We start from the raw sequence: 19,539 nt of genomic DNA on the forward strand, positions 1-19,539 counted from the left end.
CTAATATTAGTTCATATTTAATTTAAAACTATTTAAAGTCAATAGTAAAAGCAGTTTTAGTATATCTTCTAAATCTATCCCTCAAAAAACATATATTTGTGTAGAGCTTTGTAGCTGTAATATCTATTTTTTTCTTAGGTGGTGGTAGTAATTCTAAGCTTAAACTCTCGCCATGCTGACTAAAATTTAAAAGTTCCGCATCCGATAGTATATCTAAACCAATCCTAAGTTTAGGATAATCCATTTTATATAAGTCTTTTATCATGTCTTGATATAAAATTTCCTTATCCTTCACACCACTCTTCAAATATTTATAAAGTTCTGCCAAATCATCTCTCGCAGGAATTGAACCCTTAAAAAAAGCAGTTACTTTTTTACATTCATCCTTATTATAAAGAATATGGATAGTTTTATCAGAATCTGATAATATGTCAACTTCCTCTTCCAATAATGGTATATCATAAACGTAAATATTTTCATACTCTTTTAAATCAAAGTCCATTAAAATAGGATTTACAACTATGACACTATTTTTATGAGCCGTAGGATAGTTAAAACTAATACTATCAAGTAGACTAAAATTTTTGGTATCGCTTAAAAGCAAGCATAACTCGATAAGTCCATCTACTGTATTAACCAGTATTAAGTTAGAATCACTGGATTTTAAATTATTAACAACATACCTAGCTCTATCTTCGGCATTACGTAAATCCTTGATATTTTTATAGCTGGCTTCCCTAGGCAAATACTCATAACTCTTTATTTTCTTAATAAATGCCTGATAATAACTATGAATTAAGCTATTTTCTTTATAGGCATCCTCACATCGCCTTCTCAAGTCCTTAATATTTAGCTGTATAGTTTGTATATCTTTAAAGGTACTTACTTCTAAGCTAAAAGCCAAATCTATTTTCTCAAGTTTAGACAGTGTTGTATTTGCTTTAGCTAAACCTAGGCCTATACAGTCAAATATCCTATTCTCATCTTGAACAAGAAGCTTTAAATCATCTCCATTTTCACCGGAATAGGTGAAGCTCTCTACTGTAATTTTGCTATAGGAAAATACTGGCTTAGGATTTCCAAATCCAAATGGCTCAAACATATTTATTTCTTCAATTAGCTTAAATCCTATATCTTTTACATCGATTTCCATATCAATTTCACAAACCGAAGCCTCGCACTTTTCAATCTTAAGATTATTGGCCATGAAATCTCTATATAAATCTTCACAAATCTCTATCGCTTCATCATGATCTTGAGATAATAGAAGTTTTACAATAACAGATTCCCCATTACTTTTTTTATCTAAACAGGCAAGGGCTGTAATATCCCTAAGTATATCTTCAATCTCAAACTCACTATTATTATACCCAAAAATTTGAATAAAGGCTTTAAGCCCAGGATTCCGTGTAACTCTAAGAGCATCTAAACCAATCTTAGCAAATACTCTGTTTTCACCTATAATAGGTACATTGTCGGCTAAGGTTCCTAGGGCAACAATATCCAAATCTCTGTATTTTTTAGAAGCCTCTTCATCCTTAGTAATCCCTTGGATCAATTTCAATGCTATTCCAACACAAGATAACATTTCAAAGGGATACTTGGATTCTTTCATTCTAGGATTAATAACTGCCACTGATTGCGGAGGAATCTCCTTATATTCAAGATTATCGATTATTATTATATCGATATCATTTGAATGAGCATACTCAACAATCTCATTCGTCTCAACTTGACAACCTACGCAGATAATCAAATCTCCACCCATAGATTTAATGTAGTCAATTGAATCATGGGTTATTATAGAGTTTTGTCTGATTTGATCATTTATATAATAAGTAACACCATAGTTAACTGACATAAAATATCTACAAAGAAATGCTACGGATATTATGTTCTCAATGTAATCGCTCCCATATACCCAAAGACTTTCCCTTTCTTTGATAGCTTTATTAATCCTAGCAACTGCCCTATCCATATCCCAAAGCAGGAATGGATCGTTTTGCTGACTCAGCCTAGGACTTAGAAAATCTCTAGCCTCGTCTATACTATCTATACCTCTATTTAATAGAAGCCTTGCTGTAATCTTTGAAATTCCCAATTGTTCTACAAATTCTTGAAGATTTATATTATTACCTTCAACATATCTCCATAAATTATCATGTAATTGCATATTTTCACCTATAAATAAGCACCACCAAAGTATAATGACTTAAAATTTATTGTCCCTATATTCTTATAAAGAATTTTAGAAATTACAAAAACAATCACTTCTTATTATATGATAAATTGTGATCTGATTCAACAGGTTTTAGCTCCTATATTGCTTTTACAAGGAAAATCTCATAAGTATTCTATGATTAATCTGGTTTTAATTACACTTTTTATACAGTATATTCAAAAAAAAACGACCAAGATTTTTCTCAGTCTTAATCGATCTCTTTTTATGCTTAATCTCTATACTTGCCCTTCATCTCCTGATTCTGGTGTCTCCTCATCTGGAATTATTGGCTTCTCTATTATATTCACACTCTCTTCAGCTTCATCATTTGTGCTAGCTTCAACCTCTACACTGTCAACAGGTTTAAACTCTTCTAGCTCCTTTTCCAGACCCTTTATTTTATTTTGTAATTCACGAATTTTAAAACCTGATTTAACCCTATTTACCATTCCTAAAAGCGCTACTATTATTGCACCAATTGCAGCTGATCCTAAAATAATTATAGCTTGAGAAAATTCATATTGTTTCCATAATAATTTTATGGTAACCGGATCGGAATTCATAACTGCGAATACCGAAACAAGGATGGCAAAAACAAGTGAAAATATAAATAAAATTTGCATCAAATCACTCCTCTTACTGTTTCAAAATTTCGAATAGTATTTAATTAATATTCAACAAAAATTTCTTTTCTCCTTCTCAATTCTAGATTATTCATCAAAAAATAAAAGGTTCCTTTGTCTACTCACTATTATAATTTTTTCTCCAAAACACAAAACCCATCAGACCTATTATCTGATGGGCTTGATTTTCTGAGGTCATTTTTCTAAGAAAATCTGACCAAAACGAAGGGGTTCGATGCCCCTGAGTTTTTATTCGCCTATTTATTCTTTCCAAAACTATTTGATAAAGCCCAAACAGGACTAGCTATAAATATTGATGAATATGTTCCAGTAATAACACCTGCCAATAAAGGAAGTGCAAATTCTTTTATTGATTCAACACCTAGAACGTATAATGAGCCAATAACTAGTAGTGTAGTTAATGAAGTATTGATTGATCTAGTTAATGTCTGCTTAATACTAGTATCAGCAATTTCAAATGCTGTTTCCTTTTTCTGATATTTAAGGTTTTCTCTTAATCTGTCAAATACAACTATTGTATCATTTATTGAATAACCAACGATTGTTAATATGGCAGCAATAAATGGACTGTTTACTGGTATTTTAAATATAGCGTACATGGATAGTACAATCAGCGTATCATGTACTAGTGCTATTATCGCAGCTGCACCAAATTTGATTGATTTAAATCTGAAGGTAATATATATAAGCATTCCTATAGAAGCTAACAGTATAGAGATTAGGGCTTTGTTTCTTATTTCAACACCCATTGAAGGTCCAAACTGCTGAGCTTGTCTAAAGTCATCATCTACAAGATTATACTTTTCTTTAAATGCATCAAATACTTCCATTCTTTGTTGATTTGAAAGATCTTTCTTTGTCTTGATTATAACTTCTTTCTTTGTAGCGCCTGCATGTAATACGTCAGCCTCTAATTCAAATGTAGAAGTTATTTCCCTTATTTCTTCAACTGTAAAGTCTTGTCCGATGTTAAATTGCATTAAAGTTCCACCAGTAAAATCTATACCAAAATTAACACCAGAGGTAGCCGCCATTACTATACCTAAAATCATAACAGCAAGCGATATACTAAACCATATCTTATAATTCTGTGCAATTTTCATATTAATTCTCCCTTCTACGCCCCAAACAGCTTAGTGTTTTTAAAGATATCCATTCTAATGATTAGCTTTAATAGGTACTTCGTTACAAATACTGCTGTAAACATACTAGCTAAAATACCAATCATAAGCGTTACAGCAAATCCTTGTATTGGTCCAAGACCAAAGTAGTACAATACTATTGCGGCTATGAAGGTTGTTATGTTAGCATCTAGAATTGTTCTTAATGCCTTAGAAAAACCTGAATCAATCGAAGCTCTTATAGTCTTTCCGTTTCTTATTTCTTCCTTCAATCTTTCGAAAATGATTACATTTGCATCAACGGCCATACCTACACCTAGTATCAAACCTGCAACCCCTGGTAGTGTTAGTGTTGCGTTAAGTCCAACTAGCGTAAAGATTACAATTAACATGTACATAACCAATGCTATGTTTGCAACAAATCCAGGTACTCTATAGTATAGTAGCATAAATAGTAATACTAATCCAACACCTATTTTTGCGGCATCAAGACTTGTATTAAGAGAGTCTATACCTAAAGTAGGTCCAATCGCAGAAGTTTGTATTTCCTTCAGGTTAACTGGTAGTGCACCCCCTCTTATTAAAGCAGCAAGGTTTGCAGCTGATTCACTAGTAAAGCCTCCACTAATGAATCCCTTTCCATTAGGAATCTCATCAGAAACCACTGGACTAGATATAGGATTTTCATCTAGTACAATATGTATCAACTTATTATAATTTGATATTATTTTCTCAGGATCATTAGGATCCTGTAATGCGTTAGGCAATTTAGCAAGTTCCCTAGTTGCCAATTGAAATTTCTTTGCTCCTTCACTGTTTAACTCAAAGGTAACAACAGGTTCTTGAGTATCAGGATGGAAACCTAGTTTAGCATCCTTTACCTCACTACCTGTAACAACTACTTCTCCATCGGATTTCATAAATTTCAACTGCGCAGTTTTACCTATAGCGTCTATTGCTTCTTGAGTATTTTTTACACCTGGAAGCTCTATTCTTATTCGTTTTTCACCTTCTAGTACTATATTTGGCTCACTAAGACCCATAGCATTTACACGTCTTATAATGACTTCCTTAGTTTGAGCCATTATGGTTTTCAGTTCGTCTCCCTGGGCATCTGTCTCAGCCTCTAATACAACAAAAGCTCCACCTTTAATATCCAAACCTAGATTCATTGAGTCCTTAACGGGAGCGATAGTAAAGTTACCGATTTGTAGCCCCATAAAAGCAGTGTATGCACCTGTACCTATAATTGCTAGGACAAGCAGAAAAATAAAAAAGTTTTTTGCCTTCATACCCCTTATCCTCCTAACTTTCTTCATCATATAGTATGTTGATTTTAGATTATAATGTGTTGCAATATTACTTTACATTTTCTTTGTATTCCTTTGAACGATTTACATAAAGCGTCGCCGATTCTTCTAATCCCTTTAAATCTTCTTCAGTTAGTTGTCTTACCACCTTACATGGTGATCCAAGAACTAAAGAGTTTTTAGGAATTCTTTTACCCTGCGGAACTAATGCACCGGCTCCTACGATTACATTATCCTCTATTACAGCTCCATCTAAAACAATAGCACCCATACCTATTAGGACATTGTTTCCAATTGTACAACCATGAATTATTGCGCAGTGTCCTATGGTACAATTCTCTCCAATAGTAGTTGGAGTATCGTCATTTATATGAACAACACTATTGTCTTGTATGTTTGTGTTGGCTCCTACTTCTATAGAGTTTCCATCCCCCCTTAAAACAGTTCCAAACCAGATGTTTACATTTTCTTTTAATGTAACTCTGCCTATGATCTGTGCTGTTTCTGCTACATAGCAACTGTCATGAACGTTTGGAACAAAATCCAGATACTTCATAATCATAAATTATTCCCTCCATAATTTCAAATTCTACTTCATATAGAGATTTCAGTAAAAACTTTAACTCTCTACACTTAGTTTTGCCTTTATATAAAGAGAACATTCTATTCTCTTTTTTTCCATCTCACAACCTAATTCATAGGGAATATTTATATCTTTGTTAAAATTAAAGGCATTAGCATGACATCCACCACTACAGTAGAACTTGGCCCAACATTCTCTGCACTTTTCTTTGTTGTAGACATGGGCATCGCCAAATTCTTTGCCTAAATCCTTATTAATTAAGCCTGAATCAACATCCCCAATTTTAAAGTCTTCATTACCAACAAATTGATGACATGGATATAAATCTCCTTCTGGAGTTATAGCCAGATACTCTGATCCTGCTCCACATCCAGTCAATCTTTTAATTACACATGGCCCCTGATTTAAATCTATCATGAAGTGAAAAAAGTTAAAGCCTTCTCCAGCTTCCTCTCTACGAATCATTTCCTTAGCTAAGTTTTCATAGTGTTCATAGATTACTGGCAGATCCTCTTCAGTCAGCTCATATGCCATTCCAGGCTCAGCTACTACGGGTTCAACAGATGTATTTTTAAAGCCTAAATCTGCTAGATGAAGTACATCATTTGCAAAGTCTAAGTTATGCTTTGTAAATGTCCCCCTAACATAATAGCTCTTACCATTTCTAGTTTCGGCCATCTTTTTAAGTTTAGGAATAATAATATCGTATGTACCGCTTCCGTTTACAGTATATCTCATTTTATCGTTTACTTCTTTTCTTCCATCTATACTTAGGACTACATTTTCCATATTTTCATTAATATATTCAATTATTTCGTCATTTAATAAAACTCCATTTGTAGTTAATGTAAATCTGAAATTCTTATTTGTCTCTTTTTCTCTCTTTCTACCGTAATCAACTAAGCTTTTTACCACGTCAAAATTTAATAGTGGTTCTCCTCCAAAGAAGTCTACCTCCAAGTTTCTTCTATTTCCAGAATTTTCGATGAGTAAATCAAGGGCTTTTTTCCCTACTTCTTCTGACATTAAACTTCTGTCACCTTTAAAGTCTCCCTGTGAAGCAAAGCAGTACTCACATCTTATGTTGCAATCATGGGCTATATGTAGACATAGAGCCTTGATGACTGGCTTTCTATTTATAAATGATGAATCATTTATATATGAATCTCCACAGAATAGCATCTCATTTTCCTTAAGATATCTTATTTCCTCAAAGGCATTGTCAATCTCATCCTTGCTATACTTGTCCTTTAATAACTCAGTAGTTTCAGTTATATCCTTAGAAGGATAGTAATCCAAGATCTCATATACTAACTTATCTACTATATGGACTGCCCCACTGTTTACATCTAAAACTATTCTAATATCATCAATTTCAAATTTGTGTATCATAGCTCTTTCCTTTCTTTACCAAATCACTAAAAGTCTCTAACTTTAATTTTATTAAATTTAAAACTATTATTCAAGTTAAAAAATTTATATATATTAATATATTATTTTTTCACATAGAAAAAGCAGCCTTATTGCTGCCTTTTATATGTACTATCTATTTTCGCATTCTTGATTTGCAACTGTACAAGAAGTTTTACAAGCAGATTGGCAAGAAGTTTGACATTCTCCGCATCCACCTTTTTCAGCAGATTTCTTAAGTGATCCAATGCTTAATGTTTTGATATGCTTCATCTTTTATTCCTACCTCCTATTTTAAAAGTACTTCTAAATTATAGCATATTGCTATCACTAATGAAAAGTATTATTTTAAATTCACACCAATCATGCCACCAACACCACCAGAAATAATACCTATTATGGCTTTAATTATAGTATATCTATTTATAGAAAAATCTCTTGCAAGAACCCAGCTTAAAAATAATACAAGCATTATATATATGGCTCCAGTGATCAATCCGTGCATTAAGCCACGCTTTCTTATTTTTGTTGCTGAGAGCAATCCACTATAGGCTATACTAATGACCATAATTACAGAAGTTAAAAGAGGCATTATAGAATCTGAAACTGATGTATAGGTAATTATAGCTGCTATAATTAACATTAAGATTACAGTTATGATAAGGGATCTACCAATGCTCCTAAAGTATATTAGCTTAGGCATCCTTTCCTTACCTTCATAATATTTGGCGTTAGCCATATGATTACACCTCCACAAACTATTGTATAGAGTTCTTAGTAAGACTTAATTTATACATGTACAAATATTCAGCGTTTCTGAGACTTTTGGATATGTGTAAATTAAAGTCTTTACTTGAGTCTCTATATTACTAAAATATATGTGGAGAGAAATTATTTAGAACAAATAATAAAGCTCAGGGACATCGAACTCCTTTGTTTTAGTCAGATTTCTCTTCGAGAAATGACTCCAATAAAAAAAGAATGGCTTGAATTAAAAGACCATTCTCTTGAAGATTTTCTTATGATTACTCTTTGACGCTTCCTACAGCCCATTTAGAAACCTGTAGCTTAACCTTGTCAGCTCCAACTTCTAAAGTTAAAACCTCATCTTTGATATTTACTACTTTCCCATGGATTCCACCTATGGTAATAATATTATCCCCAACCTTTAATTCGCTTCTCATTTTTTGGACTTGCTTATTCTTTTTTTGCTGAGGTCTAATCAGCAAGAAATAGAAGATACCAAAAAATACTACCATCATAATTAAACCTGAATATTGTTGTGGCATTATATTTCCTCCTCCTTATATATGTATACAATCAACACCTTATAGTATTCAACGAAAAATTTAATTTCCCTTTATTTTTTTTATAACACATAGGAAATTGTTAACTTACTAAAGCCTTTTTTATACTTCATATCCATACTTTTCAAAAAACTCATTTCTGAAGTCTAACAGCCTGTCATTTCTTATGGCTTCTCTAACATTCGCCATAAGCTTTAATAAGAAGTATAGATTGTGATATGAGAATAGTCTCGATGATAAGATCTCATTAGCCTTGAACAAATGTCTTAAATATGCCTTCGTGTAATTTTTACATGTATAACAATCGCATTCTGGATCTAGTGGAGAAAAATCATCAAAATATCTTGCCTGTTTTATGGCAATTCTTCCTTGACTAGTCATCGCTGTACCATTTCTAGCTATTCTAGTTGGCAGCACACAGTCAAACATATCTATTCCCCTAATAGCACCTTCAATCAAACAGTCTGGGCTTCCTACTCCCATCAAATATCTAGGTTTATCCTTTGGCATCAATGGAGTTGTATACTCAAGCACCTCATACATTAGCGGCTTAGGCTCACCTACGCTCAATCCACCTACTGCATAGCCTGGAAAATCAAGTTCTATTATTTCCTTAGCACTTTGCTCTCTAAGATCCTTGTACATTCCCCCTTGTATGATTCCAAACAGTGCTTGCTTGTCAGTATTCTTGTGGGCTTCTTTACATCTCTTAGCCCATCTTGTAGTTCTCTCCAAGGACTTCTTGACATATTCTCTATCGGCTGGATATGGTGCACATTCGTCAAAGACCATCATTATATCTGATCCTAAGGCATTTTGTATCTCCATAACTTTTTCAGGGCTTAAGAAGTGTTTAGAGCCATCTATATGGGATCTAAACTCTACCCCTTCTTCTGAAATCTTTCTAAGATCACCCAAACTAAATACCTGAAATCCTCCACTGTCCGTAAGAATTGGTCTATCCCAGTTCATAAACTTATGAAGACCTCCGGCTTTTTCAACCAATTCATGACCTGGTCTTAGATATAAATGATATGTATTACTTAATATTATCTGTGACTCAATCTCCTTCAATTCTTCTGGAGTCATTGATTTAACAGTAGCCTGAGTTCCTACTGGCATAAAAATCGGTGTTTCTATCGTTCCATGGGGAGTATGCACTTTCCCCAGCCTAGCACCGGTTTGTTTACACTCTTTTATAAATTCATATTTTACAGCCATTTCTTTTCCTCCTAAACAATTAACATTGCATCACCAAAGCTAAAGAATCTATATCTTTCTTTTACTGCCTCGTTATATGCATTTAATACATTTTCTTTGCCAGCTAAGGCACTTACAAGCATTATAAGTGTAGATTCCGGTAAATGAAAATTCGTTAAAAGACAATCAACTATTTTATAATCATAGCCGGGATAAATGAAGATATCCGTCCAGCCATTGCTCTCCTTAATTAACCCATTTTCATCTGCTACAGTTTCCAAAGTTCTAGTTGCCGTTGTTCCAACGGAAATAATTCTTCCACCTTCAGCTTTTGCAGCATTAATGGTATCAGCTGTCTTTTTGCTAACCATATAAAACTCAGAATGCATCTTATGCTCAAGTATATTATCTGCCTTAACAGGTCTAAATGTGCCAAGTCCTACATGCAAGGTTATATATGCTATCTTAACACCTTTGCTTTTTATTTCATCTAATAACTCATTTGTGAAATGAAGCCCTGCCGTCGGGGCAGCAGCTGATCCTCTATGCTTAGAGAACACCGTTTGATATCTTTCTCTATCATCTAGTTTTTCAGTTATATAGGGTGGTAGTGGCATATTACCAAGCTTGTCTAAGACTTCTTCAAATATCCCTTCATATGTAAACTCTATTATTCTAGTTCCTTCTTCAGCTAAATCAACAATTTCTCCCTGTAGTTCTTTATTGTTACCGAAGAAAAATTTCGAACCAATTTTCGCCCTTTTTCCAGGTTTAACTAGGGTTTGCCATCTGTCTTTATCTATTCTTTTTAAAAGTAAAAATTCTACGTTAGCCCCAGTATCCTTTACTCCAAAAAGTCTTGCGGGAATAACCCTAGTGTCATTTAAAACTAAACAATCACCCTTTTTTAAGTAATCTAAAATGTCTCTAAAGCCTTTGTTTTCTATTTTTCCACTTTCCTTGTTGAGAACCATTAATCTAGATTGATCTCTAATGTCTAGTGGAACTTGAGCTATTAATTCCTCAGGCAAATCAAAATAAAAATCACTTGTCTTCATTATTTAAACTCCTATTCTATTGTTGTTCCGGTATAATAGTGCAAAAGGATATCTTCATAGGTATAACCCAGTTCTGCCATTTTCTTTGCGCCCCATTGGCTCATTCCAAGTCCATGACCCCAGCCTTTTCCATTGAATATATACTTTGTAGGGACCCCAGAAATAGTTTTATAATTGACTCCATCAAAAGCCTTGTAGGTCTTGCTTGATGAAGTTTTAGTAGCATCATTTGCTGATAATATGCTTACATTGCTTAATGTTCTTCTTGTCACCTTACTCATGTCAGAACTCTTTACAAATAAGTCACTATCTGAGCTTAGATTAAAGTACATACTTTTAATATCATAGTATCCAAATAATGCTCTTGTTTTTTCCTTAACTAATTCTACCTCTTTAGAACCGTCACTTATTTTCAGACTAAGCACTCGTCCATTTTCAGAATATCCTTCAGGATATATTGCTTTGATATCACCAATACTCATCCCATTAGCATTTAGGACATTTTTAATTTCCTCTGGACTATAGACCTTTGTCCAAGTACTGTGAGGTGCTCCAAGAGAAAACTGGTCCTCTACTCCCTTTATATAGGGCAATGATATACCCCAGATATTTTCACTATCCTCTGTTCTTCCACCACTATTTGAATGAAAAAACGCACTTACTATTTTACCATCATATGTTAGTATTTTTCCAGTAGTTTCATCAACAGCCATGTTACTTCTTGGTTTTTCTATATCGTATCCACCATAAACCTGACAATCTATTGTACTACACATATTAAATCCGTGGTCCATATGCTTATCCATGTTTGCAACAGCAAAGTTTCTCGCTGCTACTGCCTGTGCCTTCAATGCCTCTAAAGGCCAGTCGCCGGACATTTCCTTTGGCAAAACACCATATAGATATTCGTCAAGGTTCAAATAATTAATAACTGTCATATCACTATCTGAGTATCTACTAATTATTATTTCACCGCGGAACCTTTTTCCATCAACAGATATAATATCATTTCCATCCTTATCTATGAAGGGCCTAAAATTATATTGTCTCTGAGAACTGTTATATATAAATAGTACTTTTCCTTTTTTGCTTAAAACAACAACTCTTCCATTATTAGGTTTTACAACTTTCAGATTTTTATCATTAATTTTTTCATTTGAGTTAGCAAACTCTTGAGCCTGCTCCTTTGAAATAAATAAACCTGCCCATATTTGCCACCCATCATCATAAACAGGATAATAAGTTGATCTATCATCTATTGCATCTAAAAACTCTTGCATTTCTACCCTAGATTCAAATCCACCACCTACTTGTACATGATAAGGACCGTAGGCACTTTCCCCTGCATTATCGGAATAGGTTTCTATGTATGAATTATTTAGCTTCTTATAATATCCATCTTTTCTTATGGTGATATCCTCAACATCCATAAGTGTAAACAGGTCATTAAAGCCATTGTCGTTATAATATCCAAAATCAAAACCACTGGTTGAACTCAAACTAACTACAGAGGCTGCCTTATCACCATACCTCAATCCAACCTTAATCCTCTGTGGTAAATTACTTTTATCAAATCCTAAGGAAACACTGGTACTCAAAAGCAATACTAGTATTAAGCAATATAAAATATATATCCTCTTTTTCATTTCAACTCTCCTTAATGATAGCTAATCTATCTTCTAAAAAGTAGATTAGCTATAATAGTTAATAAAATACTAATTATTATACTTGTGAGTATAGGAAAATAGAAGGTCACATTGCCTTTTTTTACAAATATATCTCCCGGTAAACGACCTAGTCCAATTTTGCTGCCAAAGGTGATTATTATACCAACTACGATAAGAATAATCCCGAGGGTAATAATTAATCTTCCAAAAGCTTCCATAGTGTCTCTCCCTCATCTTTTTGATGATAGTCTACTCCCATGTGCTCGTATGCTTTCCTTGTTATTACTCTACCCCTTGGTGTTCTCTTCATAAAACCTAATTGAAGTAAGAATGGCTCAATTACATCCTCTACAGTATTTTTTTCCTCACCGGTTGAAGCCGCTAAGGTATCTAAACCTACGGGGCCACCGTCAAATTTTTCTATTATTGCCCTTAGTATTCTTCTATCAACACTGTCTAGCCCAAGGTCATCAACCTCCAGCATTTTCAGGGCTTTTTTTGCTATATCAAGGGTTATTTGACCCTCTCCCACTACCTGAGCAAAATCCCTTACTCTTTTAAGCAGTCTATTAACAATCCTTGGTGTTCCTCTACTTCTTTTAGCTATCTCATATGCCGCATCATTATCAATGGGAACATTAAGAAGCTTAGCAGATCTTAAGACAATGACTTTTAAATCTTCATTACTATATAGATCCAGCTTACATATAACTCCAAATCTATCCCTTAGAGGAGAAGTAAGCATTCCAGCCCTTGTTGTTGCACCTATTAGAGTGAACTTAGGAAGGTCTATACGAACAGACCTAGCACTTGGTCCTTTACCTATAATAATATCTAAGGCATAGTCTTCCATAGAAGGATATAGTACCTCTTCAACACTCCTGCTAAGTCTATGTATCTCATCAATAAACAGAACATCGTTTTCCATAAGGTTTGTAAGAATAGCTGCCAAATCTCCTGGCCTTTCTATGGCGGGACCCGAAGTAATCCTTATATTTACTGCCATCTCGTTAGCTATAATATTAGAGAGGGTCGTTTTCCCAAGCCCTGGAGGCCCATACAACAGTACATGGTCTAAGGCTTCATTTCTCATCTTTGCTGCATCAATAAATATTTTCATTTTGTTTTTAACCTTATCTTGGCCAATATATTCTTTAAGGTTTTTGGGTCTTAAGCTGCCCTCTACTTCGCTATCATCTTCCTTTAGGGTTGGTGTTACAATTCTATTATCATCCAATCCGTTACTCATGGCAATCCATCATCCTTCCCATATTACAATCTTACTAAAAGCTTTAATGCCTGCTTTATCTTTTCCTCAATAGAGAGATTATCATCAATACTTCTAAGGACGTTTTGTGCTTCGGCTTTACTATAACCTAAAGAAACAAGCGCTTCAATAGCTTCATCATTTGCACTTCCTATAAAGACTGGAGTATTATCAAAACTAATATTATCTAATGTTTTAAATTCTTCTGTTTTATTAACCTTATCCTTTAGTTCTAAAATAATTCTTTGCGCTGTTTTCTTCCCTATTCCCGGTGCTTTAGTTAAACTGTTTGCATCTCCTGCCATTAATATATTAACTAGTTGTACATAAGGAATAGAAGATAATATCCCTACGGCAACTTTAGTTCCTACTCCTTTAACAGTTCTTAAAAGGTCGAATACCTTTAGTTCGGCTCTAGTACTAAAGCCACAAAGCCTAATATCATCTTCCCTTACAATCATCTGAGTATATACTATAGCATTTTCCGATTTACCATTCAAGTCTGCAGTTGTATATGCTGAAGTAAATATCTTATAACCTATAGAATTATTTTCAATAACTAAATAGTCTTCACCAATATGTTCTATCTTTCCTTTTATAAAATCAATCAACTTTTTCACTCCTTTTTTAGCTGCAAGTTCTACGCTTCTGGTTCCAAGTTTCAAAGCATTTCTTTTAGAAAACTATTAATGGAATTTTTACAGATTAGAAATCTACTTTTTTAAACCTAATAATATTTATCTAATTTATTTTTAGATGCCTTTGAAAAATGGTTAGACATTCAAATAATCCATTCCTAAAGCTTAAACGAACTCGCCATTCTACCGGTATGAGCGTGACAAATTGCAACAGCTAAGGCGTCGGCAACATCGTCGGGTTTTGGAACAGATCTTAGATTTAGAAAGGTCTTCACCATCATCTGTACCTGTTTTTTTTCTGCCCTTCCGTAACCAACTACTCCTTGTTTTACTTGTAGAGGAGTATATTCGTAGATGTCTAAGTTCTTCCTTGCCGCGGTCAAAATCAAAACTCCTCTAGCTTGTCCTACAGCTATTGCAGTCTTAACATTCTTGTTAAAAAATAGTTCTTCAATAGCAGCCACATCGGGTTTATATATGTCTATAAGCTTTCCTAATTCCTCATAAATTTTGTTCAATCTATTTGGTGTAGTCTCTTTTGAGTCGGTAAGTATCGCACCATAATCTAATGTCTTAAAAGAGTTCCCATTATATTCTACTATACCATATCCAACTATTGCAATCCCTGGGTCAATTCCTAAAATAATCATTTTTTATCCTCCATAAAATCTTTCTCTGATATAGGGATTCAAGTAGAGACTTTAATTTATACATGTCCAAAACTCTCAGAAACACTGAGTATTTGTACATGTATAAATTAAGTTCTACTATATGAACCCTATATTATTAATTTTATTTACATTTCTATACAAACATATATTCGATAAAACTTTGCTTAATCCTCTTATTTTTTTACGAAATAAAAACCCAGATGCGTCGAACTCCTCGTCTCAAATAGACTTGTCTCCAAGAAATGAACTCAAAAAAGGAGTGTTTCAGAATGACTAACTTCTGAAACACCCTTTGGAGATATATTCTCAATACATCTCCTAACTGCTATAATCTTCTATTATATTATATACATCATCTAGACTTCTGACAGTTATTCCGTCCTCCATCTTCCTTTTGTCTGTTTCACTTAATAAAGATAAAGAAATACTCGTTTTTTCGTATACCTCTTTTTCGCCTGCTTCGTTGATTCGGTATATAACTACATATCCATCATTACTTTGAATTACAAAACTATTTGGTTTGTAACCTTCGACCTGCTTAAACAAAGAGGCCGATTTAGTTGAAACACTTCGTATTTTCCAATCACTATAGTTACTTTCAATATATGATTTAAATTCATTTAGAGATGCTCCTACAATCGTAATCGGTATCTGGATTTTCTTAGTATCCATTTCACCTGTTTTAGAATAATAGGTTTTAAGCATTATATTGGTCTCTTTATTTACTTTATCCATGATGTCATTTGAATTTTCTATGCCATTTTGAGCTACCTCATCAGTTGTATTGGATTCAGTTCCTTTCTTGTTCCCTGTGTCTTTTTCTTTATTTATTTTATCTTTATCTGATATTTTAGTAATATCATTTGGATTTGGCTTAACTTGTGGTTTATTGTTTGATACATATCCATATGTAAATCCTGCAAAAATGAGTAACATACATACTAAGAATACAACTCTGCCTCTTTTTCTCTTTTTCTTATAAAACACGCTAGATTCCTCCCTTCACAAGGTAATATATATAAACTTCTGCTCAGTACTGTTGTAGGTTAATTTATCTAGTATTGTAGCCACTTCAAATTATTTTATACAAAATATTGGTAATTTGTTTTTTTGCCAATCAAAGGATATGTCTCTTTTTCGACAATTTCCTACATTTTTTAATAATTCTATTGACATTCTTTGTCGTTTTGAGTAAAATAATATTATAATATGTTATAACACGCGTATATATTGTTTTGAACCTTCTTGGTTCATTTTTTCTTTTTTGTACTTCTAGTAATTGAAAATACTTCAATGGAGATTTCCATTGAAGTATTTTTTTTACATTAATTATTGAAGTCTTATTTTGTCTTGGTAATATGGGTATTATTCTCAATACACTATTCATTCTTTAGAAGATATTATAAAAACAACTTAGCTATTTTCATTTTTTAATCAGCCTTTTATTCCTTTGACAATAGGTCTTTAATTGCCTGAGCAAGTAATTCATCTGACACATTATCTATTTTCTTTTTCTCTTTACTCTTCTTTTCCATAATCTGAGTTAAATCCTCTTCAACAGGTTTATCTTCTTTCTGGTTTAAAGCCTTCTTCTTTTTCTTAAAAAACAAATTAAATCCCCCTTTAGTTTAAGTAGAACTATAGAGATTCCAGTGAAAACTTTAATTTATACACATCAAAACTCCCCAGAAACATCGGATGTTTCTATATGTATAAATTAAGATTTACTTGAAACTTTCTATATTTAGTTCATTTTACTATGTTTCATATATTCTTTTTCGTCTATAGGTGTTATATACTCTTTTTCAACATTATAATTATTCACAACACTATCTATCAATTTTTTCGATGCAATATTATACTCTTCATCCGTTAAAGGTAGATTTCTTTCAAAATCCATAAGTATGTATTTATCACTCTTTACTTCCTTGTTTTCAATATCATTAGCTAATCCTGCTTTATCTAAACGATAGTAAAATTCATACTTATACTTTTTTACCATGAACTTCACTCCTCAAAATTGTTGTACTATTATTTTACCATATTTCATTTTACATATACTAAAATTCAGATGAAACTTTCATTTTTCTTCTAATTGAAATATAAAAGAGCTAACTTTTCATTTACCAAAAAATAACAAGAAAAACTCCCATGCAATTCATTTGCCGGAGTTTTTCTTTGTTGTTTTTTGTTACATTTTCTATTTTCCAAACAAGTTCATGAAGAACGTTATTATTCCTGCATTAAAGAAGTCAATGAATAAACTTCCGATTAGTGGTAAGATGAAGAATGCTCTTGGAGCAGGTCCAAACTTACCAGAAAGCGCATTCATATTTGCCATTGCGTTTGGTGTAGCTCCCATACCAAATCCACAATGTCCACATGACATAACTGCAGCTTCATAGTCTCTACCCATTACATTGAATGTTATAAAGTAAGCAAATAATCCCATTAGAAGTGCTTGAGCTACTAGCATCACAACAAGTGGACCAGCTAAGTCAGCTAATTGCCACAACTTTAATCCCATTAATGCCATCGCTAGGAATATTGATAATGATGTATTTCCAATAATATCGATTTCTTCACCAAATACTTTATAAATACCAGTAAAGTCAGATATATTTCTAATAATTGCAGCGGCAAACATCGCTCCAATGTAAGGAGGGAAAGTCATACCAGTCTTTTGAAGAAGCACTGATAATATAGTTCCAAGTCCCATTGCTATGATTATTTGACAGGCTCCAGCCATAAAACTATTTGAATCTAATTCTCTTTTTATACCTACTTCTGCAATTGCTGCTTCAGCTAAGGCAACGTTTGAGTTTTCCTTTTTCTTTAAAAGATTATTCTTTTCAATCAATCGTTTTCCTAACGGGCCGCCTATCATACTACCCATTATTAAACCAAATGTTGCTGATGCCATTGCTACAGTAGTTGCTCCAACAGCACCCTTTTGCTCAAACAAAGGAGCGAATGCACCTGAAGTACCGTGTCCACCTGTCATCGGAACAGAACCAGTACTAAGTCCTATAAGCGGGTTAAGACCGAAAACCTTTGCCAAACCTATACCAACTACATCCTGTAGAATTACTAAAACAGTAGCTAAAAGTAAAAATATAATAACTTGTACTCCACCTTTTTTAAGCAATTTAAAGCTTGCAGTAAATCCAACAGTTGTAAAGAATGCTGTCATGAATAATGATTTAAGCGTCATGTCCATTTCTAGTGTTAACGCACCAGTTTGCTTACATACTAAAATAAAAATCGCAAATATTAGTCCACCAATTACCGGTGCCGGAATACAGAATTTTTCTAAAAAATTCACCTTTTTCTTGATGCCTTGTCCTAAAAGTAGCACTAATACAGCCAGTGCCAGCGTTTGAATTACATTCAAATTCAAAATCATTTACATACCTCCAAATAATAAATTTATGTAATAAGTTCTTACAAATTTATTATACGAAGGTGCAACAGTTTCTCGTGCAATCCGACAAAATGTTACATTTGTTTTTTAGATTTTTCTAATTTTTCAATTCAATTTAGCTGAATATATCATTTTTCTGATAATTCAACTTAGAAATAATACCTTCAATAAATTTTTTAATATATATTTTTCCACGCTCTTCTTTATTATTATCTATGTACCTCATCTCTTGCTTAACCTGCTTAAAATCGAATAGTATAGTACTATATTCGGTGAACTTAAGGTTATAAAAATCCTCATGGCCTATTTCAGCTATATTTTGTAGTGCCTTCTGAATAGTTCTTCTAATCCTTTGCTCTATAGTTCTTTTATTTACGGCTTCTCCTGTCTTCATGCACTCTTCCTCTGCAATTTCTTCATATATCTGCTGTAATTGATAGGTTGAAGACGGAGTCTTTCTCTTGATTTCTAGTATCTTTTTTACAACTTTACCAAGGTCATTACTGCCTGTACCTCCAATAATTCCTATGTCCGTAAAAATATCTGTCAATTGTTCATCTATAGACAATACCTTAGCTTGTTTTTGATTCTTTATTTCGTCGATATTTAATACGGCATTTTTAATAAGTGCCACGGATTGCTCAAGCTCAATATTTCGACAGACCCCTTTAATAACATTAATGGCCTCAATGTTGTTTATTGGCTTACTTATAAAAAATAGTATACCGCTTTCATATGCCTTAGAAACCATCTCATTATCTTCTACTTGAGAAATCATAATGAATTTTCCATTATAGCCCCTAGCCTTTGTAGACTTGATTATCTCAATTCCATCTTGTACTGGAAGAAGTAGATCTATGAGTACAATATCAGGATTATAGAAAATGATTTCTTCGACTGCATGTTCTCCACTATCTAATTCAGCTACTATCTTTCCAAGATTATTTTTTCTTATTAAGAACCCTAGCATCTTTCTTATATTTACGTCATCATCAATAAGTAAAAAAGTCTTATCCAT

At 33.2% G+C, this 19,539-nt stretch carries 21 protein-coding genes; all 21 read right to left on the bottom strand.

The annotated features are described in order from the left end of the window. Positions 1-28: 28 nt before the first annotated feature. Positions 29-2,173, bottom strand: coding sequence for a DHH family phosphoesterase (locus R9X47_RS03830; RefSeq protein ID WP_432665392.1), 2,145 nt, complete (start codon positions 2,171-2,173; stop codon positions 29-31). A gap of 284 nt (positions 2,174-2,457) precedes the next feature. Further along, positions 2,458-2,844, bottom strand: coding sequence for a LapA family protein (locus R9X47_RS03835; RefSeq protein ID WP_432665393.1), 387 nt, complete (start codon positions 2,842-2,844; stop codon positions 2,458-2,460). A 257-nt stretch (positions 2,845-3,101) separates the two neighbouring features. Next, positions 3,102-3,968 carry a protein translocase subunit SecF gene (gene secF / locus R9X47_RS03840; protein WP_432665394.1) on the bottom strand — a complete coding sequence of 289 codons (867 nt, stop codon included), beginning with the start codon at positions 3,966-3,968 and terminating at the stop codon, positions 3,102-3,104. Between the two features lie 14 nt (positions 3,969-3,982). Beyond that, entirely contained in the window at positions 3,983-5,278 is a 1,296-nt protein-coding gene (gene secD / locus R9X47_RS03845; protein ID WP_432665395.1) for a protein translocase subunit SecD, read from the bottom strand. Between the two features lie 67 nt (positions 5,279-5,345). Then, positions 5,346-5,858 carry a gamma carbonic anhydrase family protein gene (locus R9X47_RS03850; protein WP_432665396.1) on the bottom strand — a complete coding sequence of 171 codons (513 nt, stop codon included), beginning with the start codon at positions 5,856-5,858 and terminating at the stop codon, positions 5,346-5,348. A gap of 57 nt (positions 5,859-5,915) precedes the next feature. Next, positions 5,916-7,271, bottom strand: coding sequence for a thioether cross-link-forming SCIFF peptide maturase (gene scfB / locus R9X47_RS03855; RefSeq protein ID WP_432665397.1), 1,356 nt, complete (start codon positions 7,269-7,271; stop codon positions 5,916-5,918). A 150-nt stretch (positions 7,272-7,421) separates the two neighbouring features. Continuing rightward, positions 7,422-7,562 carry a six-cysteine ranthipeptide SCIFF gene (gene scfA / locus R9X47_RS03860; protein WP_432401248.1) on the bottom strand — a complete coding sequence of 47 codons (141 nt, stop codon included), beginning with the start codon at positions 7,560-7,562 and terminating at the stop codon, positions 7,422-7,424. A 70-nt stretch (positions 7,563-7,632) separates the two neighbouring features. Beyond that, positions 7,633-8,028 carry a TIGR04086 family membrane protein gene (locus R9X47_RS03865; protein ID WP_432665398.1) on the bottom strand — a complete coding sequence of 132 codons (396 nt, stop codon included), beginning with the start codon at positions 8,026-8,028 and terminating at the stop codon, positions 7,633-7,635. A 286-nt stretch (positions 8,029-8,314) separates the two neighbouring features. Beyond that, entirely contained in the window at positions 8,315-8,578 is a 264-nt protein-coding gene (gene yajC, locus R9X47_RS03870) for a preprotein translocase subunit YajC (RefSeq protein ID WP_432665399.1), read from the bottom strand. Positions 8,579-8,698: 120 nt separating this feature from the next. Beyond that, a complete protein-coding gene (tgt, locus tag R9X47_RS03875) occupies positions 8,699-9,817 on the bottom strand; it encodes a tRNA guanosine(34) transglycosylase Tgt (protein WP_432665400.1) in 1,119 nt (372 codons plus the stop codon). A gap of 11 nt (positions 9,818-9,828) precedes the next feature. Then, complete coding sequence (gene queA, locus R9X47_RS03880) at positions 9,829-10,854, bottom strand: tRNA preQ1(34) S-adenosylmethionine ribosyltransferase-isomerase QueA (protein ID WP_432665401.1); 1,026 nt, start codon at positions 10,852-10,854, stop codon at positions 9,829-9,831. 11 nt (positions 10,855-10,865) lie between these two features. Then, positions 10,866-12,500, bottom strand: coding sequence for a SpoIID/LytB domain-containing protein (locus R9X47_RS03885; RefSeq protein WP_432665402.1), 1,635 nt, complete (start codon positions 12,498-12,500; stop codon positions 10,866-10,868). 26 nt (positions 12,501-12,526) lie between these two features. Beyond that, complete coding sequence (locus R9X47_RS03890; RefSeq protein ID WP_432665403.1) at positions 12,527-12,739, bottom strand: DUF2905 domain-containing protein; 213 nt, start codon at positions 12,737-12,739, stop codon at positions 12,527-12,529. After that, a complete protein-coding gene (gene ruvB / locus R9X47_RS03895; RefSeq protein ID WP_432665404.1) occupies positions 12,718-13,770 on the bottom strand; it encodes a Holliday junction branch migration DNA helicase RuvB in 1,053 nt (350 codons plus the stop codon). Before ruvB ends, R9X47_RS03890 begins: the two co-directional genes overlap by 22 nt. Before the next feature lie 23 nt (positions 13,771-13,793). Next, positions 13,794-14,399 (bottom strand): Holliday junction branch migration protein RuvA, encoded by a 606-nt coding sequence (ruvA, locus tag R9X47_RS03900; protein ID WP_432665405.1) that lies wholly within the window; start codon positions 14,397-14,399, stop codon positions 13,794-13,796. A 185-nt stretch (positions 14,400-14,584) separates the two neighbouring features. Then, positions 14,585-15,076: a crossover junction endodeoxyribonuclease RuvC gene (gene ruvC, locus R9X47_RS03905; protein ID WP_432665406.1), complete on the bottom strand. Its 492-nt coding sequence runs from the start codon at positions 15,074-15,076 to the stop codon at positions 14,585-14,587. A gap of 339 nt (positions 15,077-15,415) precedes the next feature. Further along, positions 15,416-16,084, bottom strand: a complete 669-nt coding sequence (locus R9X47_RS03910) for a BofC C-terminal domain-containing protein (protein ID WP_432665407.1) — start codon at positions 16,082-16,084, stop codon at positions 15,416-15,418. A 455-nt stretch (positions 16,085-16,539) separates the two neighbouring features. Further along, positions 16,540-16,707 (bottom strand): hypothetical protein, encoded by a 168-nt coding sequence (locus R9X47_RS03915; protein ID WP_432665408.1) that lies wholly within the window; start codon positions 16,705-16,707, stop codon positions 16,540-16,542. Positions 16,708-16,841: 134 nt separating this feature from the next. Further along, a complete protein-coding gene (locus R9X47_RS03920; RefSeq protein WP_432665409.1) occupies positions 16,842-17,099 on the bottom strand; it encodes a hypothetical protein in 258 nt (85 codons plus the stop codon). Between the two features lie 198 nt (positions 17,100-17,297). Next, positions 17,298-18,503: a sodium/glutamate symporter gene (gene gltS, locus R9X47_RS03925; RefSeq protein WP_432665410.1), complete on the bottom strand. Its 1,206-nt coding sequence runs from the start codon at positions 18,501-18,503 to the stop codon at positions 17,298-17,300. Positions 18,504-18,636: 133 nt separating this feature from the next. After that, positions 18,637-19,539: a response regulator gene (locus R9X47_RS03930; RefSeq protein ID WP_432665411.1), complete on the bottom strand. Its 903-nt coding sequence runs from the start codon at positions 19,537-19,539 to the stop codon at positions 18,637-18,639.

It is taken from the genome of Wukongibacter baidiensis (genome assembly GCF_050888315.1).
Taxonomy (GTDB): Bacteria; Bacillota; Clostridia; order Peptostreptococcales; family Caminicellaceae; genus Wukongibacter; species Wukongibacter baidiensis.